Source organism: Buttiauxella sp., assembly GCF_035271705.1.
Taxonomy (GTDB): Bacteria; Pseudomonadota; Gammaproteobacteria; order Enterobacterales; family Enterobacteriaceae; genus Buttiauxella.
In genome coordinates this window covers 1-26320 of sequence record NZ_DATERI010000150.1, presented here as the reverse complement: position 1 = coordinate 26320, position 26320 = coordinate 1, and the positions used below count along the sequence as shown (strand labels likewise).

Genomic DNA, 26320 nt, shown 5'->3' with positions numbered 1-26320 from the left:
CGATTAAGGCGTTAAAGTTTTTTAGCTTTCTCAACAGCTTCGTCGATAGTGCCAACCATGTAGAACGCCTGCTCTGGCAGATGGTCATATTCGCCGTCCATGATGCCTTTAAAGCCACGGATAGTATCTTTCAGCGATACGAACTTGCCCGGAGAACCGGTAAAGACTTCTGCTACGAAGAATGGCTGAGACAAGAAGCGCTGGATCTTACGCGCACGAGCTACAACCAACTTATCTTCTTCAGAAAGTTCATCCATACCAAGAATGGCGATGATGTCTTTCAGCTCCTGGTAACGTTGCAGAATAGACTGCACGCCACGCGCGGTGTCGTAGTGTTCCTGACCAACAACCAGTGGATCTAACTGACGGCTGGTGGAATCCAGTGGATCTACCGCAGGATAGATACCCAGAGACGCGATGTTACGGCTCAGTACCACGGTTGCATCCAAGTGAGCAAAGGTGGTTGCTGGAGATGGGTCAGTCAAGTCATCCGCAGGTACGTATACCGCTTGAACAGAAGTGATAGAGCCAGTTTTGGTGGAGGTAATACGCTCCTGCAAAACACCCATCTCTTCTGCCAGAGTTGGCTGATAACCTACCGCAGATGGCATACGACCCAGCAGTGCAGATACTTCTGTACCGGCCAGGGTATAACGGTAAATGTTATCAACGAACAGCAGAACGTCACGACCTTCGTCACGGAACTTCTCAGCCATAGTCAGGCCGGTCAGTGCAACGCGCAGACGGTTACCTGGTGGCTCGTTCATCTGGCCATAAACCAGAGATACTTTGTCCAGAACGTTGGAGTCGGTCATTTCGTGGTAGAAGTCGTTACCCTCACGAGTACGCTCTCCCACACCTGCAAACACAGAGTAACCGGAGTGCTCGATCGCAATGTTACGAATAAGCTCCATCATGTTTACAGTTTTACCCACACCCGCACCACCGAACAGACCGACTTTACCGCCCTTAGCGAACGGGCAAATCAGGTCCATTACTTTGATGCCGGTTTCCAGCAGATCCTGGGAGCTAGCCAATTCTTCGTAGCTTGGAGCTGGACGGTGAATAGCCCAACGCTCTTCTTCACCGATATCGCCTTTCATGTCGATAGGTTCGCCCAGGACGTTCATGATACGGCCCAGAGTCGCTTTACCTACTGGCACTTCAATTGGGTGATCAAGGTTAGTCACTTCCAGACCGCGACGTAGGCCGTCAGAAGTCCCCATGGCGATAGTACGAACTACGCCACCACCCAGCTGTTGCTGAACTTCCAGCACCAGACGTTCTTTACCATTTGTAACCTCAAGAGCGTCGTACACTTTTGGTACGGCATCCTGAGGGAACTCGACGTCCACCACGGCGCCGATTACCTGGATAATCTTTCCAGTAGCCATCTCGAATCCTCTAAATACGTAAACCTGGTTATACCGCGGACGCGCCACCGACGATTTCGGTGAGTTCCTGAGTAATGCTGGCCTGACGAGCTTTGTTGTAAACCAACTGCAGCTCTTTAATCAGGCTGCCGCCATTGTCGGTAGCGGCTTTCATCGCCACCATTCGTGCGGCCTGCTCGCTGGCCAGGTTTTCTACGACGCCCTGATAAACCTGAGATTCCACATAACGGCGCAGCAAGGTGTCCAGCAGCGCTTTAGGATCAGGTTCATACAGATAATCCCAGGATTTCTTCTTCAACTCACTGTCTTCTGCTGGCGGTAACGGCAGCAGTTGGGTAAGGGTAGGAACCTGAGACATTGTGTTAATAAATTTGTTGCTGACAACATACAGCTTGTCCAGACGGCCTTCATCGTAGGCCTGCAACATCACCTTTACCGGGCCAATCAACTCGGAGACAGAAGGGTAATCACCCATACCTGTCACTTGGGCAACAATATTGCCACCTACAGAGTTGAAGAAAGAGGCACCTTTGGAGCCGATCATTGCGATTTCGCTCTGAACGCCTTTATCGGACCACTCTTTCATGTCAGCCAGTAGCTTTTTGAACAGGTTAGTGTTCAAGCCACCGCACAGACCACGGTCAGTAGACACCACCAGGTAGCCCACGCGTTTGACTTCGCGTTCATCCAGGTAAGGGTGTTTGTATTCAAGATTACCCAGAGCAAGGTGACCAATCACTTTACGCATCGTTGTTGCGTAAGGACGGCTGGCTGCCATGCGTTCCTGCGTTTTACGCATTTTGGACGCGGCGACCATTTCCATTGCTTTGGTGATCTTCTGCGTGTTCTGGACGCTTGCGATCTTACTACGTATCTCTTTTGCGCCGGCCATGAGCTTCTCCTCAATGCCTTGCGGCTTGTCCTAAGACAAGCCGCCAGACTTTACCAGGACTGAGTTGCTTTGAAGGAATCGAGGATGCCTTTCAGCTTGCCTTCGATTTCGTCGTTATAGCCACCAGATTGGTTGATTTCTTGCATCAGCGGAGCATGGTCACGGTCAACGTAAGCCAGCAGAGCGGCTTCGAAGCTACCGATTTTAGCCAGTTCCACATCTTCGAGGTAACCACGTTCAGCAGCGAACAGAACCAGAGACTGCTGCGCAACAGACATCGGCGCATATTGTTTCTGTTTCAGAAGCTCGGTCACTTTCTGACCGTGTGCCAGCTGTTTACGGGTCGCGTCGTCAAGGTCAGATGCAAACTGAGAGAACGCAGCCAGTTCACGATACTGTGCCAGAGCGGTACGGATACCACCGGACAGTTTTTTCATGATCTTGGTTTGAGCTGCACCACCAACACGAGATACGGAGATACCCGGGTTAACCGCAGGACGAATACCGGCGTTAAACAGAGTAGATTCCAGGAAGATCTGACCATCGGTAATCGAAATTACGTTAGTCGGAACGAACGCGGAAACGTCACCTGCTTGTGTTTCGATAATCGGCAGAGCCGTCAGAGAACCGGTTTTACCTTTCACTTCACCTTTGGTGAAAGCTTCAACGTATTCGACGTTTACACGCGCAGCACGTTCCAGCAGACGGGAGTGGAGGTAGAAAACGTCGCCCGGGAATGCTTCACGACCTGGTGGACGACGAAGCAGCAGGGAGATCTGGCGGTATGCAACAGCCTGTTTAGACAGGTCATCATATACGATCAGTGCATCTTCACCGCGGTCACGGAAGTATTCGCCCATTGCGCAACCAGCATACGGAGCCAGGTATTGCAGTGCAGCGGATTCAGAAGCAGTAGCAACAACCACGATGGTGTTAGCCAATGCGCCGTGTTCTTCCAGTTTACGAACCACGTTAGAAATAGTGGATGCTTTCTGGCCGATTGCAACGTAGATACATTTGATGCCGGAATCACGTTGGTTGATGATGGCATCGATCGCCAGCGCTGTTTTACCAGTCTGACGGTCACCGATGACCAGCTCACGCTGACCACGGCCAATTGGAATCATGGCATCAACCGACTTATAACCGGTCTGAACCGGTTGGTCTACGGATTGACGTTCGATTACGCCCGGAGCAATCGCTTCAACAGCAGAAAAGCCGTCGTGGTCCAGAGGACCTTTACCGTCGATTGGTGCACCCAAGGTGTTCACCACACGGCCCAGCAGGCCGCGGCCAACTGGTACTTCAAGAATACGGCCAGTACACTTAACTTTCATGCCTTCGGCAAGGTCAGCATACGGACCCATTACTACTGCACCCACAGAGTCGCGCTCGAGGTTCAGTGCAATAGCGTAACGGTTTCCCGGAAGGGAAATCATCTCACCCTGCATAACATCGGCCAGGCCATGTACGCGGATGATACCGTCACTTACAGAAACGATTGTACCTTCGTTGTGAGCCTCGCTCACAACACTGAACTGAGCAATGCGCTGCTTGATCAGTTCGCTGATTTCGGTGGAATTCAGTTGCATGCTCCAGTCCCCTTAAGACTGCAAGACGTCTGTCAGGCGATCAAGACGGCCGCGTACGCTACCATCTATGACCATATCACCCGCACGGATGATGACACCCGCCATTACAGACTTATCGATTTTGCAATTCAGCTTAACTTTGCGTGACAGACGTTTTTCCATCGCGGCGCTGATTTTCGAAAGCTGGGCTTCGTTTAACGCACTAGCAGAAGTCACTTCGACTTCAACCGTAGCCTCTTGGGCTGCACGCAGTTGAACGAATTGCTCAAGAACATCAGGGAGAACCTTCAAACGACCGTTTTCAGCCATCACCTTAATCAGGTTCTGGCCGTTGGCGTCTAACTGGTCACCACAAATAGAGATAAACGACTGAGAGAGCGTTTCCGGAGCAAAAGCGCCGGAAAGTAGCTCTGCCATTTGTTCGTTTTTAGTCACCTCGGCGGCGAAACTTAGCATAGATTGCCAGTTATCAACGCTCTGGTGTTCGACGGCAAAGTCAAAAGCTGCTTTGGCGTAGGGGCGAGCTACAGTTACAAATTCAGACATCAGCCCCTCCCTCCTTACAGTTCAGCGACCAGTTTATCAACGATGTCGCTGTTAGCAGCTTCATCTACGGAACGTTCAATGATCTTCTCGGCACCGGCAATCGCCAGCAGAGCCACATGCTTACGCAGTTCTTCACGAGCGCGTTTACGCTCTGCGTCGATTTCTGCCTGAGCCTGCGCAACGATTTTGTCACGTTCCTGCTCTGCCTCAGTTTTAGCGTCTTCAAGGATCTGTGAGCGGCGTTTGTTCGCTTGCTCGATGATCACCTGAGCTTCCGCTTTGGCTTTTTTCAGCTGGTCGGTCGCGTTGGCCTGTGCAAGGTCAAGGTCCTTTTTGGCACGTTCTGCAGAAGAGAGACCGTCAGCAATTTCTTGTTGACGCTTCTCGATGGCTGCCATTAATGGCGGCCATACGTACTTCATGCAGAACAGAACAAACAGGACAAACGCGATGGCCTGGCCGAGGATTGTTGCGTTAAGATTCACAGCACAATGCCTCTTTGTTAGTTAACGTTCTGATATTGCTTGATGAATTAAGCAATGCTTACTACGCGACGGCGAACATCACGTACAGACCCAGACCAACAGCGATCATCGGGATTGCATCCACCAGACCCATTACGATAAAGAACTGAGTACGCAGCAGAGGAATCAGATCAGGTTGACGCGCTGCGCCTTCCAGGAATTTTCCACCGAGGATGCCGATACCGATCGCCGCACCGATTGCCGCAAGGCCCATCATAATCGCGGCAGCCATGTACAGCAGATCCATATTCAGGTTTTCCATGACAGTCTCCAGTTTGTTTCAGTTAAAACGCAGTAGTGGTAAGTAAAATCAATGCTCTTCAGATGCCATCGAGAGATAGACAATCGTCAGAACCATGAAAATGAAGGCTTGCAGCGTAATGATCAGGATGTGGAAAATGGCCCAAGGCACATTCAGAATCCACTGTGACCACCACGGCAACAGACCAGCAATCAGAATGAAAATCAACTCACCGGCATACATGTTGCCGAACAGTCGCAGACCAAGTGATATAGGCTTGGACAGTAGGCTTACCCCTTCAAGGATTAAGTTGAATGGTATAAATGCCCAGTGATTGAACGGCTGCAGCGTCAGCTCTTTCGTGAAGCCGCCAATGCCTTTCATTTTGATGCTGTAGAACAGAATGAGGATGAATACGCCAAGCGCCATGGACAGGGTGATGTTCACGTCCGCAGACGGCACCACACGCAGAGCTGGCAGACCAAAGATATGCTCACCGATATACGGCAGCAAATCGATTGGCAGCAAGTCCATCATGTTCATCAGGAATACCCAAACGAAGATCGTCAGGGCCAGTGGAGCGATAACTTTGCTTTTGCCATGGTACATGTCTTTAACACTACCATGCACAAAGCCGATAACTAGCTCAACTGCTGTCTGAAGTTTCCCTGGTACACCACTGGTAGCATTTTTTGCCACCTTGCGGAAGATAACCAGGAACAAGAGACCCAGGACCACTGAGAAAAACATGGAGTCAATATTGAGCGTCCAGAAGGTGGCCGGGGGGTTATACGGATCCACCAGCGAGAAAGTACGCAGGTCCAACTGAAGGTTCATCAGATGGTGGCCTATATACTCCTGCGGTGTAGAGATTTCTCCTGCAGACATGATGCCTCTTACCCTTTGTTGTTAATTACAGCTGGTGCGAGTATCTGCACAACCAGCACCGAAACCCACGTCACAATAAGCGGCAACAATACCGCCTTAAAACCAGCTAACGCCACCACCAGTATGGTAAAGCTCGCAATCACCTTTAACACTTCGCCGATAGCGAAGGTCCAGGCCAAACGGCCTTTAGACGGTGTATGCACCTGGTGACGCCAGGCGAAATTCATAAATACTGCATTTGGCAGCCAAGCTGCCATGCCTCCGCCAAAAGCAGAAGCCCCCCACACGGGGTCTTTGAGGCAAAACAGCAATCCGATTGCTATCACTGCTAGAAGCTGAAGGAACAGAAGCTTACGAGCAACGTTTCTACTCAATAGCGACACTGACATGGCGTATCCTAACTCCTGCTCCCTTCGGGGTATGTCGCGTGTCGTATAAAACTTCCTTTACGACTCCGAGTCAAGCCTCAAAAAGCGAGCAAATTATACGGTGCGGCCCCGTGATTTCAAACAATAAGTAGCAAAAAGGTGAACAAATGTTTAAATATTTTCCTGTACCGTTATTTTTCAACTTTTGCTGAATGTCGCTAATTTTCCTGAAAACGGCAAATAACCGAAATACCCGCCTAATAAAGCGTGCACCAGATCACAAATCAAACATCTAACAGGCTTTGTGCATTTGTCTGTCTCTTAAAGTGCGAAACACAGATGTCTGATAAATAAGCTGATTATTGTCTACTCTATTTAAAACACCCTGAAACACACCAAAAACATTTCATTGACATTTTTACCAAGCTTTTAACATTAAGTTGAGTGAAAAATTCACACAATAATTAGCACGGTTATATTTTCACTATTGAACATGTTCAAGCTTAACAATAGACATCAAGTTAAAATCTAGGAGTGAAAAGGTTAAAGTATAGTTAAATGTAACCAGGGGTTTCATCCTTTTCCCTTGGTATTTTTAACCTTCTCGAAACAATCATTTCTCACTTTTTTTTGATAAATATTAAGTTTTGTTTGCCTTAATCATCACCAAATGTCGTTCACCATCGAGCTGTGGGACCTGCAAGCGAATCACTTCTTCAACGCTAAAGTTCTCAGGCAAGGTTGCAATCTCGTCATCAGGGCGTAAACCCTTAAGAGCATAGAAGCGACCGTTCTCCGCTGGCAAATGTTTACACCAAGTCACCATGTCCGTCATCGACGCAAAAGCACGGCTGATTACACCGTCAAATGGTGGTTCAGCAGGGAACTCTTCCACGCGACTTTGTACTGGAGTGATGTTCTCAAGGTGCAGCTCATGCTGAACCTGGCGTAAGAAGCGTACACGCTTACCCAGACTATCCAACAGCGTGAAATGCGAGTCAGGGCGCACAATTGCCAGAGGTATCCCCGGCAGACCGGGTCCTGTACCGACATCGATAAAACGCGAGCCTTGCAGATATGGCTCTACAACAATGCTGTCGAGAATATGGCGCACCAGCATGTCATCAGGATGACGTACTGAGGTCAGGTTATACGCTTTGTTCCACTTGTGGAGCAGTTCAACATAACCTATCAGCTGTTGTTTCTGGTTTTCTGGCAACGTAATGCCTGCACTATCCAGCAGGCGATTCAGTTTGTTAAGCACGGCGGTTTGTATCCATCAACATCAGTCAAAAAAAAGGCCAGGTAAACCCGGCCCTGAAATATGTTCATCAGGCGCTACGGCGTAGCAAACCTTGTTTCTTTAGCCAGACAAGCAAGATCGAAATCGCAGCCGGAGTGACTCCTGAAATGCGTGATGCTTGCCCAATCGAGACTGGTTTATGATCGTTAAGTTTAGCGATCACTTCGTTAGAAAGACCACTCACCTGCCGATAATCGAGAGTTGCAGGTAACAACGTATTTTCGTTACGTTGTTGTTTTTCAATCTCTTCTTGCTGGCGAACGATGTAACCTTCGTACTTGACCTGAATTTCTACCTGCTCTGCAGATTGTGGATCTTCAAGGCCCGGGGCGAAAACAGATAATTGCATCATCTCAGCATAGGTCATTTCTGGCCGACGCAGCAGATCTTCGCCATTTGCTTCACGCGACAACGGTGCGCTCAGTTTGGCATTCACTTCTTCGACACTTTCAGAATGCGGATGCAGCCAGATGTCTTTCAGACGTTGGCGTTCAAGCTCAATGCTTTCCAGTTTTTCGTTGAAGCGTGCCCAGCGTTCGTCGTCCACCAGTCCCAGTTCACGACCCGCTGCGGTTAAACGCAGATCAGCGTTATCTTCGCGCAGCATCAAACGGTATTCGGCACGCGAGGTAAACATGCGATACGGCTCTTTGGTACCGAGGGTGCAAAGATCGTCGACCAGTACACCCAGATAAGCTTGGGAGCGTGCAGGTGCCCAACCGTCTTTCTCGGCTGAGAAGCGTGCAGCATTGAGACCTGCTAACAAACCTTGCGCAGCGGCTTCTTCGTAACCGGTAGTGCCGTTAATTTGTCCGGCAAAGAACAAGCCCTGGATATATTTGCTTTCCAGTGTTGGCTTGAGATCACGAGGATCGAAGAAATCGTATTCGATAGCGTAGCCTGGTCGCACGATCTTGGCGTTTTCCATGCCTTGCATTGAACGGACGATTTGCATCTGTACGTCAAACGGCAGGCTGGTGGATATACCATTTGGGTAAATTTCGTTACTGGTTAGTCCTTCAGGCTCAAGGAAAATTTGATGCTGGTTACGGTCTGCAAAACGCATCACTTTGTCTTCGATGGACGGGCAGTAACGTGGCCCAATCCCTTCGATAACGCCTGCGTACATCGGGCTACGATCGAGATTTTTACGAATAACGTCGTGCGTTTTTTCGTTGGTGTGCGTGATGTAGCATGGTACTTGCGCAGGATGCTGATTAACGTTCCCCATGAACGAGAATACCGGCATTGGGGTATCACCATGTTGCTGGGCAAGGACACTGAAATCGATGGTGCGAGCGTCGATACGTGGAGGTGTGCCCGTTTTCAGGCGGCTGACACGCAGTGGCAGCTCACGCAGACGACGTGATAGCGAAATGGATGGCGGATCACCTGCACGGCCACCGCTGTAGTTATCCAGTCCGATATGAATTTTGCCATCCAGGAAGGTCCCTACGGTCAGTACCACAGACTTAGCGCGGAACTTCAGACCCATTTGTGTCACTGCACCGACAACGCGATCGTTCTCGACAATCAGATCTTCAACCGCTTGTTGGAAGATCATCAGATTCGGTTGGTTTTCCAGTGCTGTACGTACAGCCTGGCGATACAGCACTCGGTCAGCCTGAGCACGAGTTGCCCGTACTGCTGGCCCTTTGCTGGCGTTTAGTATCCTAAACTGGATACCTGCATGATCGATAGCCTTCGCCATCAAACCACCCAGAGCGTCCACTTCTTTAACCAGATGTCCCTTGCCAATACCGCCGATCGCAGGGTTACAAGACATTTGTCCTAGCGTGTCGATATTGTGTGTCAGAAGTAGGGTTTGTTGACCCATCCGTGCAGCGGCCATTGCAGCCTCGGTGCCTGCATGACCCCCGCCAATGATGATGACGTCAAAAGGATCTGGATAAAACATGGTACTGCCTCACGGTTTTGCAAATGGGGGATGAGTGACTCCCGGGGTTGGCGATTCTACTCAACTTTAGTCGATGGAGAAAGTCCCGGGATCTTTGGTAATTAAAAGAAGATCTTTTTTATTTAAAGATCTCTTTATTATGATCTCTTATTAGGATCGGCATGTTCTGTGGATAACCGATTTTATGCCAGAGAGATCAATTGATTAAGAAGGATCGTTAGCTGTGTACACCCAGTGATCCCAGAACGTATAAGCTGGGATCAAAAGCGGTAGTTATCCACAACTCAAAAAGTGTACAGCAGTTGTTATTGGGATAACTACTGGTTAACCCAAGCTTTTGAGCATAGTTATACACAAAAAAAAGTGGGATCTTTACAAATCCTGGAGCAAATTCTTCCATGATCCGACCCAAATTTCAGCTGGATCTTCAGGAATGTCGTGATCGAGGATGTTTACTTTCAATAAAGAGCCAACTCTTTTGGCGCCACATTCCGTCAGAAGGGTGTCCAGTTTCTCAATCGCACCGCAAAAAGTATCGTATTCACGGCTACCAATCCCGATAGCACCATAATGAAGAGCACTCAGATCTGGGCGTTCTTCATTTATAGCGTCAAAGAGAGGTTGAAGGTTATCAGGAAGATCTCCGGCTCCATGTGTAGAGGAGACAATCAGCCAAATTCCACTGGCGGGAAGATCTTCAAACAGGGGACCATGCAGCGTCTGGGTAGTAAAACCCGCTTCATCGAGCTTTTCAGCCAGATGTTCAGCGACATATTCGGCACTACCCAGGGTACTGCCGCTAATCAGAGTAACTTCTGTCATTGTGTCCCACCTTTTCGAAACGATGGGCATTGTACGCTGTGTAAGGCCTGCGATCTACCTGTGGATAATATGGGTATTAAAAATAACCGTCATGGCTTGATGGTACGCATGATCGGGTTCTGAAGGGAGATCAGTGTTTCGGTGGACTGAATTTCATCAATTGTTTGGATCTTGTTGATAAGTACCTGTTGAAGGGCGTCTATCGATCGACACATCACCTTAATAAAGATGCTGTAGTGGCCAGTGGTGTAATACGCCTCGGTGACCTCTTCCAGACTTTCGAGTTTGGCCAGCGCAGAAGGGTAATCTTTGGCACTTTTTAAAATGATGCCGATAAAGCAGCAAACGTCGTATCCCAACCGCTTAGGACTGATGTCAATTCGTGCACCGGTAATGATCCCCGCCTGCTTCATTTTCTCAACACGCACGTGAATAGTGCCTGGACTTACACCGAATTGTTTAGCCAGTTCTGCATAAGCGGTACGGGCATTTTCCATTAATGCGTCAAGAATGCCGCGATCGAGATTGTCGATCTGATAATTATCCATCACTTTTTCCTATGATTAGTAACGATACTTCAGATTTTATAGCCTTAAATTAGTCGATTGAAAACCAGTAAGGCTTTTTTGTTGTTGATTATTGAATGTTATGCCGTGTTTGTTGCTTAATCATCGTCAGTAAAACAACACAATAAAGAGAAAACCATGAAAACTGCCTACATCGCTAAACAACGCCAGATAAGTTTTGTTAAGTCCCATTTCTCCCGTCAACTGGAAGAAAAGCTTGGTCTGATGGAAGTCCAGGCTCCGATTCTCAGCCGTGTGGGTGATGGTACTCAGGATAATTTGTCTGGTTGCGAGAAAGCGGTGCAAGTGAAGGTGAAATCATTGCCTGAAGCGCAGTTTGAAGTGGTGCATTCGCTGGCCAAATGGAAAAGAAAAACACTCGGCCAGCACGACTTCAGCGCGGGCGAAGGGCTTTACACGCACATGAAAGCTCTGCGCCCCGATGAAGACCGTTTGACGCCTATTCACTCTGTGTATGTCGATCAGTGGGATTGGGAGCGCGTAATGGGTGAGGGGGAACGTCATCTCGGGACGCTAAAGCAAACTGTAGAAAGCATCTGGGCTGCAATGAAAGCCACGGAAGCCGCAGTCAGCGAGCAGTACGGTTTGACCTGTTTCCTGCCTGAACAAATTCACTTTGTTCATAGTGAAGAATTGCAGCAGCGTTTCCCGGACCTTGATGCAAAAGGTCGTGAACGTGCCATCGCTAAAGAACTGGGGGCTGTTTTCCTGATTGGCATTGGCGGTAAGCTGGCGGACGGGAAACGTCATGACGTTCGTGCGCCGGATTACGATGACTGGTCAACTCGCAGCTTGGGTGATTTCAAAGGTTTGAACGGCGATATTATGGTGTGGAACCCTATTCTGGAAGACGCCTTTGAGCTTTCTTCTATGGGGATCCGCGTCGACGCTGAAACGCTAAAACGCCAGCTGGCTGTGACGGGTGATGATGATCGTCTGCAACTCGAATGGCATCAGTCACTGCTGAAAGGTGAAATGCCGCAAACTATCGGTGGTGGCATCGGTCAATCTCGTTTAGTTATGCTGATGTTGCAACAGCCACATATTGGCCAGGTTCAGTGCGGCGTATGGCCTGCAGAACTTCACGCTAAAGTGGATTCATTGCTGTAAGTGATTAACGCCGCCAGCGACGTAGCAGGCGGCTACGCATCCCGGTATCAAAGCGCCAGATATGGTCGAAAATGCGCATGATGCCGGGTTTGCCATGTGTCGACATCGCCACCGCATGGAAACGATGTTGATGAATACGTTGTAGATCCTTTACCTTCGTCACGACCTCGTCAGGCAATCGCTGGGCGATAAAGTCGGAAATGACCACCGCATCAGCATCAAACCATTCACTACCCTGCATTTTTTCTGCAATCGCCCGGAAGCAACTGGCAAGATCAGTGCCTCCACGAAAACGCTGGCTCAGAAAGCGGATCGCTTGCTCGATACCATCCGCGCCACACACTTCGTAGCGCACCACTTCGCTGGAAAACAGCATGATGAAACAGCGGCGGTTATCTGCCAACGCAACACGCATTAGTGCCAGACAAAAGGCTTTGGCGCACTGTTCATTAAAGCCACCCATTGAACCAGACGTATCGACGCAAACAATAAACGGCCCGCGGGGCTGTTCATCAAAATCCTGGTGAACAACGGGACGCTCGACGACTTTTTCGCGCCATGAATCGCCATGTAATCTGTAAGTCAGCAGCTGTTTTTCCACCAGCCGACGGTAGAACTCAAATTCCAGTTCGCTGATGCCAAGCGTTGCTAACTCAGGCGGCAGCAAACGTAAGATGTCATCACTACGCTGGAGGCCATCAACCTGTTCAGGAACGGTGGCGGGCTCGCGTACCAGCATGCGCCAGGTTTCAGTCGGTGCATCTTTTCTCGGTACGGCTTTGGCCTCTTTGGAGCGGCCAAGTTGTTCTGCAAGTCTGAGTAATTCCGGCTGACTGGCAAGAAACTCACCGTATTGGACGATGAGCTGATAATCACCCCGTTTAAGCGAACTGGCGCTCATATCCCAAAGCCGCCCCGCTGCGTTATCGCTATCGACCAGTACCGGCTCAAGTTGGCCGCTTAATGCCAGGCGCTGTTGCACTTCAGCCAGCAACTGATCACGCTCGTCTTCCAGCAACTCTTGGTTAAGTGATGTGGTCTGAACCACCAGGCTCAAGCGCCAGCGTTGCAGAAATAGTGTGTGTTGCGCAGGCGTCAGATGAGGCATCTCCGTTACCAGCGTTTGTGCTTGCCCGTAAAAGGGTGAATCGACACTTTTCAGTAGCAGTAAAATTTCGGGAAGTTTTACGGATAACTGACTGGTGGTGAGTAATTGGCTTTCTTGATAGCACAATACTTCGCGAGCCAGTTCTTGCGGCACGTTCGTGTCACGCAAGCGCGCTTTGAGTAATTCTCGCCAGCGCGGTATATCTTTGAGCACTGCATTTTTCAGGCGCGGGAATTTCTCAAAAAACACGGCTAACTGCGGTGCCGCCAGCAGCGTGATAATAATCTCTTCAATTAATCCACCCTCGCTAATCGCGAGGATGAGATCGAGTGCCTCAACGCTGAGCATTAGTGCCGCGCCTGTTTAATTTGTTCTGCAACGTCTCGCAGGCTGGCTTCGATCTTTCCGAGCCATTCGTTGTGGATAAACAGACATTTTTGTTGATCGTTAAAACGTTCATGTTGCTGGTGGAGGGTCTCTTCCAGGGCGTCGAATTGCTGTTTGATCTCCTCTGGTATCCCTTGTTGCTGCTTACCGGGCATCACCAACCGCGTGCCTTGCAAGCTGACGTCACGCAGAACCAGATGATGGCTGGAGTCGACTTCCATATTCAGTACTTGGGCAAAACCGATGCCATTGAGTTTACCGCGCAGTTCTCCTCCCTTTAGTAACCATAGCGCACAGGCTTCGCGGGAAATAGACACGTGGATAACTTCGATATCGTGCAGTTTCAGCGGTTGCTGCAGCAATAATGTCAGAGTTTCTCCCGCAAGATAATCAGGTAACTGGTACTGCGGACGGCGAGTAAACATCCCGCCCTGTTTGGTGACAGTGATGGCTTCGCGGTCGCTATGTTGCTGTTGTAACTGAATACGGCGCTGCACGATGGCTCCCAATTTACCGATCATGGCATGTTGCTGCCACGCGTGTCCGGTCATCAATATTTCAAGCTGTTGTTGCATCAGATTCATCGCCGCAGTGTCATGCCACAGGCAATCTTTAAGCAAGATCAAATCAATTGGAGCGACGGCGTTTCGGCCACTAAAGAAGGCGCTGGCTTGCAGCAGGCGAATAGCTTTCTTCCAGCGTCGGTCAGAAACATAAGGTGCGCCAGAGGCATTCTCGAGTTGCTGGCGTAAGGTGAAGATCAGCTCAAAGACGTTATCTGGCAGCGCAACGGTGCCAATTTCCTTCTGCCATTTGAAATACTCATCATCGGTGATTTGCAGGCTCTCTGGCACCGGATTGTCGTTTTCATCATGTTGACTGATGAGCATTGAGCGAAAATTACCTTTGTCCTGCACTTTGTCGAGCCACAGACGAATGAGCATACGGTCATACAATGCTTCCAGGCTGCTGTCTGCTTCCGGCAGTTCGTTGGATGCTGCCACCAGCAAACGCATTGGGATTTTTTCTTCGCTCGCGCCATTGCGAAAACGACGTTCATTTATGGCGGTTAGCAGGGTATTCAGGATGGCAGGGCCCGCTTTCCAGATTTCATCGAGAAAGACGATTTCAGCTTCTGGCAGATAACCCGCAGTCAGACGCTCGTAGCGGCCTTCATCTTTTAAAGCCTGAATCGACAATGGCCCAAACACTTCTTCAGGTGTGGAGAAGCGTGTCATCAGGTATTCAAAAGCGCGAGCATGCTGGAAAGCAAACTTCAAACGGCGCGCAATCAAACTCTTGGCAATCCCCGGAGGGCCAAGCAAAAATACGCTTTCACCACTCAGTGCTGCCAACAGGCAAAGACGCACCGCGTGGCTTCGTTCAAACAATCCTTTTTCCAGAGCCTGGCTAAGTCGTGAAATTCTTTCAGCCAATAAATGTGATTGAGCCATAATTAGCGTTGCATCCTTACGCGGTTATCACTAAGCGAAAAAGCGAGTATATCGTTCATCTGTATTATCGTTAATGGATTGATGAACGGCTTTTTTTCCCCTGACATAAGTTAAGCCTGTTGTATTTAGGGGTACGATTTACTTCATTATCGTGCATACTGTGCGCCTTTTTGTGGGCCAAGGGATTAAGCACACGCTTTCGGGATTCCAACAAAAGATTAGTCTATGAGCGCTGATAATAAACAATCATTGCCTGCAATAACGCTGGCTGCAATTGGGGTAGTGTACGGCGATATCGGTACTAGCCCGCTTTATACCCTTCGTGAATGTCTGTCTGGTCAATTTGGATTTGGTGTTGAACGTGACGCCGTATTTGGCTTTTTGTCTTTGATTTTCTGGCTATTGATTTTAGTCGTTTCTGTTAAATATCTGACCTTTGTTATGCGTGCTGATAACGCCGGTGAAGGCGGTATTTTGACGCTAATGTCTTTGGCTGGGCGTCATACCTCGGCGAGAATGACGTCGGTGCTGGTGATCATGGGATTGATCGGCGGCAGCTTCTTCTATGGGGAGGTGGTCATCACGCCGGCAATATCGGTTATGTCTGCCATCGAAGGGCTTGAGATAGCCGCGCCGCAGCTCGACGCCTATATCGTTCCGCTCTCTATCGTCGTATTGACGTTGCTGTTTATGATTCAGAAACACGGCACGGGGATGGTGGGTAAACTGTTTGCTCCGGTGATGCTGCTGTGGTTCCTGGTGCTGGCGGTGTTAGGCGCACGCAGTATTATTGCCAACCCGGAAGTGCTTCATGCGATGAATCCTGCGTGGGCGGTGCATTTCTTCCTGGAATATAAAACGGTTTCGTTCTTTGCGCTTGGCGCGGTTGTGCTTTCTATAACGGGTGTTGAAGCGTTGTATGCGGATATGGGGCACTTCGGTAAATTCCCGATTCGTATTGCATGGTTCGCTGTGGTCCTGCCTTCTCTGGTGCTGAACTACTTCGGCCAGGGGGCGTTACTGCTGAAAACGCCTGAAGCTATCAAGAACCCGTTCTTCTTGCTGGCGCCTGACTGGGCGCTAATACCGCTGATGATTCTGGCAACACTGGCGACAGTTATCGCCTCTCAGGCCGTTATCTCTGGAGTCTTCTCATTGACTCGTCAGGCGGTGCGTCTGGGGTATTTGTCGCCAATGCGCATCATCCACACCTCGGAAATGGAGTCCGGGCAGATATACGTTCCAGCAATTAACTGGATACTTTATATCTCTGTGGTGATTGTGATTGTTAGCTTTGAGCATTCGAGCAATCTGGCGGCGGCATATGGTATTGCGGTTACCGGCACGATGGTGCTGACGTCAATCCTCTCTTGCACCGTGGCTCGTAAAAACTGGCACTGGAACAAGATTGCGGTCTTGCTTATGGGGGCTGGGTTCCTGTTTATTGATATCCCGCTGTTCTCCGCCAACGCCGTTAAAATCTTCTCTGGGGGTTGGTTGCCGCTCTGCCTGGCACTCGTCATGTTCATTATCATGACCACCTGGAAAAGCGAGCGTTTCCGTCTGCTGCGTCGTATGCATGAACATGGAAACTCACTGGAAGCGATGATTGCCTCATTGGAAAAATCGCCGCCAGTCCGCGTGCCGGGGACCGCTGTTTATATGTCTCGCGCGCTTAACGTGATTCCATTTGCGATGCTGCACAACCTCAAACACAACAAAGTGTTGCATGAGAGGGTGGTGCTGTTGACGCTGCGAACAGAAGATGCGCCGTACGTTCATAATGTGAAACGCGTTTCTATTGAGCAATTGTCGCCAACCTTCTGGCGAGTGGTGGCAAGTTACGGCTGGCGTGAAACGCCAAATGTGGAAGAGGTATTCCACCGCTGTGGTTTGGAAGGGCTAAGTTGCCGAATGATGGAGACGTCGTTCTTTATGTCACATGAGTCGCTGATTATCGGCAAGCGTCCGTTGCTTCTGCGTTTGCGTGGCAAGTTATTCCTTGCGCTGCAACGCAACGCCCTACGAGCACCTGATCAATTCGAAATCCCGCCAAACCGGGTTATTGAGTTAGGGACTCAGGTCGAGATTTAACGCTAACGCCTCTTCAATCGAAGGGGCGTTTTTTTGTATAGATACCCGTGGCGACTACCGGGTTTGGCGTCCCTCCAGGAACCCAATTCCGGCACTTCCACCCAATAACGTGCGCTCGTGATTTATTGTGGTTGTGCACGCTCTCATTTCACCGCTTGTGAAACTGATGAGCGAAACGTTTCGATGACGATCACATTTTCATCACTTCATAGTTGTTTTATCCCCTCTTCTTTTCCTACACTTTACACTAGCGAAACGTTTCGCTAGTGGAGTAAGAAAATGAAAAAAGGCACTGTTCTCAACGCTGATATCTCGTCCGTTATTTCCCGTCTTGGCCACACCGACACGCTGGTGATTGCCGATGCCGGGTTGCCCATTCCACGCAATACACCGCGTATAGATTTGGCTCTGACTCACGGCGTACCTGGCTTTATGCAGGTTGTTGAAGTCGTAACACAAGAGATGCAAGTTGAAGCAGCGATCCTTGCTCAGGAAATCCAACAACATAATCCAGAGCTCCACGAAACGTTGCTCAAGTACATCGAGCAACTGCAACAACACCAGGGAAACACCATTTCTATTCGTTACATCAGTCATGAACTGTTCAAGCAGCACACCGCTGATGCACATGCGGTCATTCGCAGCGGGGAGTGTTCCCCGTACGCGAATATCATTCTCTGTGCTGGCGTAACTTTCTGAGGCCGGCATGGAACCCTTACTGCAATTAAAAGGGATCGATAAATCGTTCCCAGGCGTAAAAGCCCTTTCAGGTGCTGCGTTGAACGTCTACTCAGGGCGCGTGATGGCGCTGGTGGGTGAAAATGGCGCGGGTAAGTCCACCATGATGAAAGTCCTGACCGGCATTTACCAACGTGATGCGGGTTCGCTGTTATGGCTTGGCAAAGAAACCACTTTTAATGGCCCGAAATCCTCACAGGAAGCGGGCATCGGTATTATTCACCAGGAACTCAACCTGATTCCGCAACTCAGCATTGCGGAAAACATTTTCCTTGGCCGTGAATTTGTTGGCCGTTTTGGCAAGATTGACTGGACGAAAATGTACGCTGAAGCAGACAAGCTGCTGGCGAAACTGAACCTGCGCTTTACCAGCCAGAAGCTGGTGGGCGACTTGTCGATTGGCGATCAGCAAATGGTCGAAATCGCCAAGGTGCTGAGCTTCGAGTCAAAAGTCATCGTGATGGACGAACCGACCGATGCGCTGACCGATACTGAAACCGATTCTCTGTTCCGCGTTATCCGTGAGCTAAAAGCACAGGGGCGCGGCATTGTTTATATCTCCCATCGTATGAAAGAGATTTTCGAGATTTGCGATGATGTGACTGTCTTCCGCGATGGGCAGTTTATTGCCGAACGCGAAGTGGTGACGCTGACCGAAGATACGCTTATCGAGATGATGGTCGGGCGTAAACTGGAAGAGCAATATCCTCGTCTGGATAAACAACCTGGCGAAATCCTTCTGCAGGTAGATAACCTTTCCGGCCCTGGCGTACATGACGTGAGTTTCACTCTGCGCAAAGGTGAAATTCTTGGGGTTGCCGGTTTGATGGGCGCGGGTCGCACTGAATTAATGAAAGTGCTCTACGGCGCGCTGCCGCGTACCGGTGGTTATGTGGCACTCGATGGTCGCGAAGTTGTGACGCGTTCGCCGCAAGACGGCCTGGCAAACGGCATCGTTTATATTTCTGAAGACCGTAAGCGTGACGGACTGGTGCTTGGCATGTCAGTTAAAGAAAACATGTCGCTGACTGCTCTACGCTATTTCAGCCACAATGGCGGCAGCCTGAAGCACAAAGATGAGCAACAGGCTGTACAAGACTTTATCCGTTTGTTCAACGTCAAAACTCCATCAATGGAACAACCTATCGGCCTGCTTTCTGGCGGTAATCAGCAAAAAGTGGCGATTGCCCGTGGCCTGATGACGCGCCCCAAAGTGCTGATTCTTGATGAGCCCACTCGCGGCGTTGATGTCGGGGCGAAAAAAGAAATTTATCAGTTAATCAACCAGTTCAAAGCCGATGGGTTAAGCATCATTCTGGTGTCGTCTGAAATGCCGGAAGTTCTCGGGATGAGTGACCGGATTATGGTGATGCATGAAGGGCATCACGGCGGGGAGTTTACCCGTGAAGAAGCCACTCAAGAGATATTAATGGCGGCGGCCGTCGGCAAGCTAAATCGTGTGAATCAGGAGTCTGTAAAATGAGTACCCAGTCTATTCCTACCCGTCGCTGGTTCACGAAAGCGTGGTTGCTTGATCAAAAATCGCTGATCGCTCTGTTAGTGCTGATTGCGATTGTCTCGAGCCTTAGCCCGAACTTTTTCACCGTTAATAACCTGTTCAATATCCTGCAGCAGACCTCCGTGAACGCCATTATGGCGGTGGGGATGACACTGGTCATTCTCACTTCCGGGATTGACCTGTCCGTCGGTTCATTACTGGCGCTGACCGGAGCGGTAGCGGCTTCGATTGTGGGCTTAGAAGTCAATGCGCTGGTGGCTGTTGCTGGGGCACTGGCGTTGGGTGCGGGTATCGGTGCGGTGACGGGAGTCATTGTTGCTAAAGGGCGAGTGCAGGCGTTTATCGCGACATTAGTGATGATGCTTTTGCTGCGCGGTGTCACCATGGTTTATACCAATGGCAGCCCGGTAAATACTGGATTCTCTGATAACGCCGATCTCTTTGGCTGGTTTGGTATTGGCCGTCCGTTGGGGATCCCAACGCCAGTGTGGATTATGGGCGTTGTGTTCCTGGCCGCGTGGTACATGCTGCACCACACGCGTTTGGGTCGTTATATCTACGCGCTGGGTGGTAACGAAGCGGCAACACGTTTGTCAGGCATTAGCGTAAACAAAGTCAAAATTATCGTTTATTCACTGTGTGGTCTGCTGGCGTCTTTGGCTGGGATCATCGAAGTGGCGCGTCTTTCTTCCGCACAACCAATGGCAGGCACGGGCTATGAGCTGGACGCTATCGCGGCGGTAGTTCTGGGCGGTACAAGCCTTGCGGGCGGCAAAGGGCGCATTGTCGGGACGCTGATCGGTGCGCTGATCCTCGGCTTCCTGAACAATGGATTGAATTTATTAGGTGTTTCTTCTTATTACCAGATGATCGTCAAAGCAGTGGTTATTTTACTGGCGGTGCTGGTGGACAACAAAAAGCAGTAACAATCATAACCCTACAGGACATCTGAATATGAATATGAAAAAACTGGCTATCTTGGTTTCCGCTGTTGCATTGAGCGCCACTGTTAGCGCAAACGCGATGGCTAAAGACACTATTGCGCTGGTTGTCTCGACTCTGAATAACCCGTTCTTCGTTTCACTGAAAGACGGCGCGCAAAAGGAAGCGGACAAACTGGGATACAACCTGATTGTGCTGGATTCACAAAACAACCCGGCGAAAGAGTTAGCGAACGTGCAAGACCTGACCGTTCGTGGCACCAAACTGATGCTTATCAACCCAACCGACTCCGATGCGGTGGGCAATGCGGTGAAAATGGCAAACCAGGCTAAAATCCCTGTGATTACACTCGACCGTATGGCGAATCAGGGCACCGTGGTCAGTCACATCGCTTCTGATAACGTTGCTGGCGGAAAAATGGCGGGTGACTTCATCGCTAAAAAACTGGGTGAAGGCGCGAAAGTTATCGAACTGCAAGGTATCGCTGGTGCGTCTGCTGCGCGTGAACGTGGCGAAGGTTTCAAACAAGCGACTGCTGCGCACAAGTTTACTGTTCTGGCGAGCCAGCCTGCTGACTTCGACCGTACGAAAGGCCTGAACGTTATGCAGAACTTGCTGACTGCGCATCCTGAGGTGCAGGCGGTATTTGCTCAGAACGACGAAATGGCGCTGGGCGCACTGCGTGCACTGCAAACTGCCGGTAAATCCGACGTTCTGGTGGTTGGCTTCGATGGAACCGATGATGGCGTGAAAGCAGTAGAAGGCGGCAAACTGGGGGCGACAGTGGCCCAGATGGCTGACCAGATTGGTGTTATCGGTGTACAAACCGCAGATAAAGTATTGAAAGGCGAGAAAGTCGACTCCAAGATCCCGGTTGAGTTGAAGCTGGTTACTAAATAAGACGACATAAGAAAAGTAGGGCATCGCGCCACTCACTCATCGGGAGTGGCGCACTTAACTGGACATAAAAATGAAAACGAAAGGCAATCTCGTCGTCCTTGGCAGCATTAACGCTGACCATATCCTTAACCTCGAACATTTTCCGACGCCGGGTGAAACCGTTACAGGGCAAGAGTATCAGGTGGCGTTCGGTGGAAAGGGTGCGAACCAGGCAGTTGCTGCCGGGCGTAGCGGCGCAGACATTGCTTTTATTGCGTGTGTTGGCGACGACGACACGGGAAGTTGCGTTTGCAAACAACTGGCGAGTGACAAAATCGATACCTCCCCGATTAGCACGATTAAAGGTGCTTCAACCGGAGTTGCGCTGATATTCGTGAATGGTGCGGGGGAAAACGTAATTGGCATTCACGCCGGTGCAAACGGGGCATTAACACCGGCGCTGGTGGCAGAACAGAATCAGAAAATCGCTGAAGCTTCAGTGCTTTTAATGCAGCTTGAGTCACCACTGGAAAGTGTGCTGGCTGCGGCTAAAATTGCCCATAAAAATCAAACCAAAGTTGTGCTCAATCCTGCTCCAGCTTGTGAGTTATCCGATGAATTGCTCGGGCTGGTGGATATGATCACCCCGAACGAAACCGAGGCCGAAAAGCTCACTGGCGTTCGTGTTGAAAATGATGATGACGCGGCGGTTGCTGCTCAGGCACTGCATGCGAAAGGTATCGAAACCGTCATTATTACGCTCGGTAGCCGTGGCGTTTGGCTGAGTGAAAACGGCAAAGGGCAGCGTGTTGCTGGTTTTAAGGTCAAAGCCGTGGATACTATTGCTGCAGGCGACACCTTTAATGGTGCGTTGGTCACCGCATTGCTGGAAGAAAAGCCGATGGCTGATGCCATTCGTTTTGCTCATGCTGCGGCTGCTATTGCCGTGACGCGTAAAGGTGCACAGCCTTCCGTGCCGTGGCGTCATGAAATCGACGATTTTTTGCAGCAGCAAGGATAATCATGACCACCATGAAAGACGTTGCGAAAATGGCGGGAGTGTCGACTTCAACGGTTTCGCACGTCATTAATAACAATCGTTTCGTGAGTGATGCTATTCGCGCTAAGGTCGATGCGGCAATCAAAACGCTCAACTATGCACCTTCTGCACTGGCGCGTAGTCTCAAGCTTAATCAAACGCACACTATCGGGATGTTAATCACCGCTAGTAGTAACCCGTTTTATTCAGAGCTGGTGCGCGGTGTTGAACGCAGTTGTTTTGAGCGTGGTTACAGTCTGGTGTTGTGTAACACCGAGGGTGATGAGCAGCGCATGAACCGCAATCTGGAAACGCTGCTGCAAAAGCGTGTTGATGGTTTATTGCTGCTGTGCACCGAAACACATCTTCCTTCGCCCGACATTATGAGCCGTTATCCTTCTATTCCTACCGTCATGATGGACTGGTCGCCGTTTGAAGGCGAAAGTGATGTCATTCAGGACAACTCTTTATTAGGTGGCGAAAGGGCGACGCAACATCTTATTGATAAAGGCTATACCCGCATCGCCTGCATTACCGGGCCGCAGGATAAAACACCCGCGCGGTTGCGGCTCGAAGGTTATAGAAATGCCATGAATCGCGCAGGGCTTGCTGTCCATGAAGGCTTCGAAATCATCGGTGACTTTGAGTTTCAGGGCGGCTTCACGGCCATGAAATCACTTCTTGAGCTGGAACAGCCACCGCATGCGGTATTCACGGGCAACGATGCGATGGCTGTTGGCGCTTATCAGGCGTTGTATCAAGCAGGTTTGAAGGTTCCGCAAGATATGGCGGTTGTCGGCTATGACGATATAGAACTTGCGCGTTATATGACGCCGCCACTCACGACCATTCATCAACCTAAAGATGAGTTGGGTGAGTTGGCCGTGGATGTACTGATCCATCGCATGGCGCAACCCACTCTGGAACAACAGCGCTTGTTGCTGACACCTGAGCTGGTAGAGCGCGGTTCCGTCTAGCGTTTTATCATGTGTCGCCCATCTTTCGGGCGTAACAGCAAGAATACCAGAGCTGAAACCAACGTCACTGCGCCCATAGTCAGGAATGTGTACTGGAATTGCTCGACAGTATTAATGCTTTCGATACCTTCATAGAGCCTGAGCACCGCGGCACTCACCGCAACCCCAAGACTAATTGCCAACTGCTGCGTTACGGCCAGAACGCTATTGCCGCTACTGGCGTTTTCATCGGTGAGATCAGCCAGTGTGATGGTATTCATTGCGGTGAATTGCGTGGACATCGCCATCCCCAGAATAAACAGCGGTAAAATGAGTAGCCATATTTCCATCCCCGGCGACTGTAATGAGAATTGCCCAATCAGCAAGCCGATGACCAGCGTGACTCCCACCAGTGTTTTCCGATAGCCCAGCCGGCGTAATACTTGCGTAACGGTCGATTTCGCCAGTAGTGATCCCATGGCTGTGGGCGCCATCATGCATCCCGCGATCAACGCTGAATAGCCAAATCCGACTTGTAGCATTAAAGGCATAAGGAAGGAGACGCAGCCAGTTCCCAGACGCGAGGCGAGATTCCCGGTGATGCCAATAGAGAACGTTCTGGTGCGAAACATCGGTAGCGCGATAAGTGGCGTTGGGTGGCGACGGGCATGCCAGATATAAACAGCTAATAGAAGAAGCCCGCTGATGATAACCAGAATGCCTATATAGCTGGCAACAATGCGTTCGCCGAATAATTCCATTCCACTCGAAATACACACCAGACTCAAACCAAACAACAGAAAGCCAGTTATATCGAACCCACGATGCGGAGTCGTAAAGTTCGGCATGTACTTACGGGCGTAGATAAGCCCAAGAATACCTATCGGTATGTTAATGAGGAAAATCCAGTGCCAACTTGCCCATGTCACTAAAACACCACCAAGAAGCGGACCTAAGATGGGGCCGACCAGTCCAGGCATGGTGACGAAATTTAAAACGGGCAGTAATTCACTGCGCGGATAAGCACGTATTAACGCTAACCGTGCGACCGGCATCATCATCGCCCCACCTATTCCCTGTATTACACGGAAGACAACCAACTCGCCGAGTGAATTGGACATCGCGCAGGCGAACGAGCCGAGAGTAAAGATAGATACCGCGACCATAAACACGCGTCGTGTGCCAAAACGGTCGGCTAGCCAACCGCTGACGGGAATTAGCATGGCTACGGTAAGGGTGTAACTGATGATCGCGGATTGCATTGCCAGTGGCGAACGGCCAAGGCTATGGGCAATTGCGGGTAACGCGGTGTTTAGAATTGTGGCATCCAGCGCCTGCATAAAGAAGGCCATCGCCGCTATCCACGGTAACCCGGCCATACTGCGAGCTGTTTTAGTCATTTTTGTCCTGATGTTTTAAGGCGCGCAGGAGAAAGTGAGGCTTTACCCGTGTTCGAAGGGTTCTTTTAATAGTGCCTGGCCTGCGACTAACGCGGCTTGGCTGTCACCCTGGGTAATGGCATCAACGATTGCCTGGTGCAAATCGAGCTTGATAACTTCTTTATCGGTTATGGCGGTGAAGTAATTGTAATAAATAGAACGGAATAAGTTAGCGAAAGAACAAAGGAAAGGGTTACCACTCATTGCATAAATTTCCTCGTGGTAGGCCATATCGACTTCTATCCAACGTTGACGGTCAAATGAGCCTTTCAATTTAACCATCTCTGCCATCCTCTCGTTGAGGAAGGCTTTCTGCTCACGTGTACCATTTATCGCGGCTAAGGCGCAGGCTTGGGGTTCCAGGCTATTACGCATAATAAGGAAGTAATCCACCACATCGTTAAAGTTCTCTTCTGTCATCCACCAAGTGAGTAGTTCCTTATCAAGGAAGTTCCAGTGGGCGCGTGGCATAACGCGAGTCCCGATGCGGGGACGAGGTAAAACCATTCCTTTTGCTGTTAATGTCTTTACTGCTTCTCGTACAGCTGTGCGGCTTACCCCGAAGAGTTCACCTAATTCAATTTCACCAGGCAAGATGCTTCCCGCTTCATACTCGCCTTTGAGAATGCGTTGAGCGAGTTTTTCCGCAAGAACATAGGAAAGGTTCTTTTGAGCTGCGAGTTTTTGAGCAGAGAGAGACATAAATGCAATTCCTTTAGCGTTGTTTCTATTAGTAGTATGCCACCAGGTCTCCTTTTCTGATGCTTAAAACAGCATTTATCCCGCGTTACACGCCTTTTGCAGTGCTTTTGGCGAAAAAAAAGACGCTTGGTAATCTTTTTGCAATAAACACTTGTCAGCTTCCAGAAAATCCCTATACTGCGCCTCCACTGACACGGCACAACGGCTTACAAACCGGCTTGTCAGCCAGATGAAAAGCGAAAATAAACGCTTGACTCTGAATGAGGAACGCGTAGTATACGCCACCTCGAGTTAGCAAGCGAAAGCGGCCAACTCACTGCTCTTTAATAATTTATCAGACAATCTGTGTGGGCACTCGCAGGATTGATATCTCAGATACCTTCGGGTATCAAAAAAATATCAAGTCTTGAAGAGTGACCAAGCAGTAATTCATTTAGTTGAATTATTACGAAAGTTAATTTTTGAGCACCGCTTCACGAGTTGAAGCAAATCAAGCTTTTAATTGAAGAGTTTGATCATGGCTCAGATTGAACGCTGGCGGCAGGCCTAACACATGCAAGTCGAGCGGTAGCACAGGAGAGCTTGCTCTCTGGGTGACGAGCGGCGGACGGGTGAGTAATGTCTGGGAAACTGCCTGATGGAGGGGGATAACTACTGGAAACGGTAGCTAATACCGCATAACGTCTTCGGACCAAAGAGGGGGACCTTCGGGCCTCTTGCCATCAGATGTGCCCAGATGGGATTAGCTAGTAGGTGGGGTAATGGCTCACCTAGGCGACGATCCCTAGCTGGTCTGAGAGGATGACCAGCCACACTGGAACTGAGACACGGTCCAGACTCCTACGGGAGGCAGCAGTGGGGAATATTGCACAATGGGC

General features: G+C 50.0%; 24 protein-coding genes and 1 rRNA gene. 9 read left to right on the top strand and 16 right to left on the bottom strand.

Annotated features, from left to right (window positions below):
• Positions 1-11 precede the first annotated feature (11 nt).
• From atpD to asnC, 12 genes are all read right to left on the bottom strand, one after another.
• Positions 12-1394 carry a F0F1 ATP synthase subunit beta gene (gene atpD / locus VJY99_RS13825; RefSeq protein WP_324119425.1) on the bottom strand — a complete coding sequence of 461 codons (1383 nt, stop codon included), beginning with the start codon at positions 1392-1394 and terminating at the stop codon, positions 12-14.
• A 28-nt stretch (positions 1395-1422) separates the two neighbouring features.
• Complete coding sequence (gene atpG, locus VJY99_RS13820; RefSeq protein ID WP_324119423.1) at positions 1423-2286, bottom strand: F0F1 ATP synthase subunit gamma; 864 nt, start codon at positions 2284-2286, stop codon at positions 1423-1425.
• Positions 2287-2336: 50 nt separating this feature from the next.
• Positions 2337-3878, bottom strand: coding sequence for a F0F1 ATP synthase subunit alpha (atpA, locus tag VJY99_RS13815; protein ID WP_324119421.1), 1542 nt, complete (start codon positions 3876-3878; stop codon positions 2337-2339).
• Between the two features lie 12 nt (positions 3879-3890).
• The gene (atpH, locus tag VJY99_RS13810; RefSeq protein ID WP_324119419.1) at positions 3891-4424 is read right to left on the bottom strand and encodes a F0F1 ATP synthase subunit delta; all 534 of its coding nucleotides are present in this window, start codon (positions 4422-4424) and stop codon (positions 3891-3893) included.
• Positions 4425-4438: 14 nt separating this feature from the next.
• Complete coding sequence (gene atpF / locus VJY99_RS13805) at positions 4439-4909, bottom strand: F0F1 ATP synthase subunit B (protein ID WP_324119417.1); 471 nt, start codon at positions 4907-4909, stop codon at positions 4439-4441.
• Between the two features lie 61 nt (positions 4910-4970).
• Positions 4971-5210, bottom strand: a complete 240-nt coding sequence (atpE, locus tag VJY99_RS13800; protein WP_004393045.1) for a F0F1 ATP synthase subunit C — start codon at positions 5208-5210, stop codon at positions 4971-4973.
• A 48-nt stretch (positions 5211-5258) separates the two neighbouring features.
• Positions 5259-6077, bottom strand: a complete 819-nt coding sequence (gene atpB / locus VJY99_RS13795) for a F0F1 ATP synthase subunit A (RefSeq protein WP_324119352.1) — start codon at positions 6075-6077, stop codon at positions 5259-5261.
• A gap of 8 nt (positions 6078-6085) precedes the next feature.
• Positions 6086-6466 carry a F0F1 ATP synthase subunit I gene (atpI, locus tag VJY99_RS13790; RefSeq protein WP_324119350.1) on the bottom strand — a complete coding sequence of 127 codons (381 nt, stop codon included), beginning with the start codon at positions 6464-6466 and terminating at the stop codon, positions 6086-6088.
• Between the two features lie 619 nt (positions 6467-7085).
• Positions 7086-7709, bottom strand: a complete 624-nt coding sequence (gene rsmG, locus VJY99_RS13785; RefSeq protein ID WP_324119348.1) for a 16S rRNA (guanine(527)-N(7))-methyltransferase RsmG — start codon at positions 7707-7709, stop codon at positions 7086-7088.
• A gap of 67 nt (positions 7710-7776) precedes the next feature.
• On the bottom strand, positions 7777-9666 hold the full coding sequence (gene mnmG, locus VJY99_RS13780; protein WP_324119347.1) for a tRNA uridine-5-carboxymethylaminomethyl(34) synthesis enzyme MnmG: 1890 nt from the start codon (positions 9664-9666) through the stop codon (positions 7777-7779).
• A 372-nt stretch (positions 9667-10038) separates the two neighbouring features.
• Positions 10039-10488: an FMN-binding protein MioC gene (gene mioC, locus VJY99_RS13775; protein ID WP_324119345.1), complete on the bottom strand. Its 450-nt coding sequence runs from the start codon at positions 10486-10488 to the stop codon at positions 10039-10041.
• A gap of 89 nt (positions 10489-10577) precedes the next feature.
• Complete coding sequence (gene asnC, locus VJY99_RS13770; protein ID WP_324119344.1) at positions 10578-11036, bottom strand: transcriptional regulator AsnC; 459 nt, start codon at positions 11034-11036, stop codon at positions 10578-10580.
• A gap of 156 nt (positions 11037-11192) precedes the next feature.
• Here asnC and asnA point away from each other — a divergent pair, with 156 nt between their 5' ends.
• On the top strand, positions 11193-12185 hold the full coding sequence (asnA, locus tag VJY99_RS13765; RefSeq protein WP_324119342.1) for an aspartate--ammonia ligase: 993 nt from the start codon (positions 11193-11195) through the stop codon (positions 12183-12185).
• A gap of 4 nt (positions 12186-12189) precedes the next feature.
• Here the strand turns inward: asnA and viaA are convergent, their stop codons facing one another.
• Together viaA and ravA are read right to left on the bottom strand one after the other, a co-directional pair.
• A complete protein-coding gene (gene viaA, locus VJY99_RS13760; protein WP_324119340.1) occupies positions 12190-13641 on the bottom strand; it encodes an ATPase RavA stimulator ViaA in 1452 nt (483 codons plus the stop codon).
• A complete protein-coding gene (gene ravA / locus VJY99_RS13755; RefSeq protein ID WP_324119338.1) occupies positions 13641-15134 on the bottom strand; it encodes an ATPase RavA in 1494 nt (497 codons plus the stop codon). The genes viaA and ravA overlap by 1 nt, the downstream gene beginning before the upstream one ends.
• Positions 15135-15359: 225 nt before the next feature.
• On the opposite strand from ravA, the gene kup reads away from it, so the two are divergent.
• From kup to rbsR, 7 genes are all read left to right on the top strand, one after another.
• The gene (gene kup / locus VJY99_RS13750; protein ID WP_324119336.1) at positions 15360-17228 is read left to right on the top strand and encodes a low affinity potassium transporter Kup; all 1869 of its coding nucleotides are present in this window, start codon (positions 15360-15362) and stop codon (positions 17226-17228) included.
• A 279-nt stretch (positions 17229-17507) separates the two neighbouring features.
• Positions 17508-17927, top strand: a complete 420-nt coding sequence (gene rbsD, locus VJY99_RS13745) for a D-ribose pyranase (protein ID WP_324119334.1) — start codon at positions 17508-17510, stop codon at positions 17925-17927.
• 7 nt (positions 17928-17934) lie between these two features.
• Complete coding sequence (gene rbsA / locus VJY99_RS13740; protein WP_324119332.1) at positions 17935-19449, top strand: ribose ABC transporter ATP-binding protein RbsA; 1515 nt, start codon at positions 17935-17937, stop codon at positions 19447-19449.
• Positions 19446-20411: a ribose ABC transporter permease gene (rbsC, locus tag VJY99_RS13735; protein ID WP_324119330.1), complete on the top strand. Its 966-nt coding sequence runs from the start codon at positions 19446-19448 to the stop codon at positions 20409-20411. The genes rbsA and rbsC overlap by 4 nt, the downstream gene beginning before the upstream one ends.
• A 28-nt stretch (positions 20412-20439) precedes the next feature.
• Positions 20440-21327, top strand: coding sequence for a ribose ABC transporter substrate-binding protein RbsB (gene rbsB, locus VJY99_RS13730; protein ID WP_324119328.1), 888 nt, complete (start codon positions 20440-20442; stop codon positions 21325-21327).
• A 70-nt stretch (positions 21328-21397) separates the two neighbouring features.
• The gene (rbsK, locus tag VJY99_RS13725; RefSeq protein ID WP_324119326.1) at positions 21398-22327 is read left to right on the top strand and encodes a ribokinase; all 930 of its coding nucleotides are present in this window, start codon (positions 21398-21400) and stop codon (positions 22325-22327) included.
• Positions 22328-22329: 2 nt separating this feature from the next.
• Positions 22330-23322, top strand: coding sequence for a ribose operon transcriptional repressor RbsR (rbsR, locus tag VJY99_RS13720; protein WP_324119324.1), 993 nt, complete (start codon positions 22330-22332; stop codon positions 23320-23322).
• On the opposite strand, the gene mdtD is transcribed toward rbsR, so the two are convergent.
• Complete coding sequence (gene mdtD, locus VJY99_RS13715; RefSeq protein WP_324119322.1) at positions 23319-24701, bottom strand: multidrug transporter subunit MdtD; 1383 nt, start codon at positions 24699-24701, stop codon at positions 23319-23321. The two genes, rbsR and mdtD, sit on opposite strands and share 4 nt — an antisense overlap.
• A gap of 42 nt (positions 24702-24743) precedes the next feature.
• Entirely contained in the window at positions 24744-25442 is a 699-nt protein-coding gene (locus VJY99_RS13710; RefSeq protein ID WP_324119320.1) for a FadR/GntR family transcriptional regulator, read from the bottom strand.
• 499 nt (positions 25443-25941) lie between these two features.
• On the opposite strand from VJY99_RS13710, the gene VJY99_RS13705 reads away from it, so the two are divergent.
• Positions 25942-26320: ribosomal RNA gene (locus tag VJY99_RS13705) — 16S ribosomal RNA — on the top strand; the annotation flags it as partial.